General features: G+C 71.6%; 1 protein-coding gene. It reads left to right on the plus strand.

Annotated elements, in window-relative coordinates; genetic code table 11:
• The coding region (locus IF01_RS43365) for an acyltransferase domain-containing protein (RefSeq protein ID WP_037783157.1) at positions 1-289 on the plus strand (289 nt) is incomplete at both ends.

Raw genomic sequence — 289 nt, forward strand, 5'->3', positions numbered from 1 at the left:
CGTACCCGTCGGCTGCGGGTCAGCCACGCGTTCCACTCGGCCCACATGGACGGCATGCTGGACGAGTTCCTCGCCGTCGCCAAGTCCCTGACCTTCCACCGGCCGACGGTCCCCGTGGTCTCCAACGTCACCGGGAAGATCGCCACCGCCGAGGAGATCACCGACCCGGAGTACTGGGTGCGGCAGGTCCGCGGGGCCGTGCGCTTCGCCGACGTGGTGACCACCCTGGCCGCCGAGGGCGCGACGACCTTCGTCGAACTCGGCCCCGACGGCACCCTCACGGGCCTCG

This window comes from Kitasatospora purpeofusca, from assembly GCF_000718025.1.
Classification (GTDB): Bacteria; Actinomycetota; Actinomycetes; order Streptomycetales; family Streptomycetaceae; genus Kitasatospora; species Kitasatospora purpeofusca.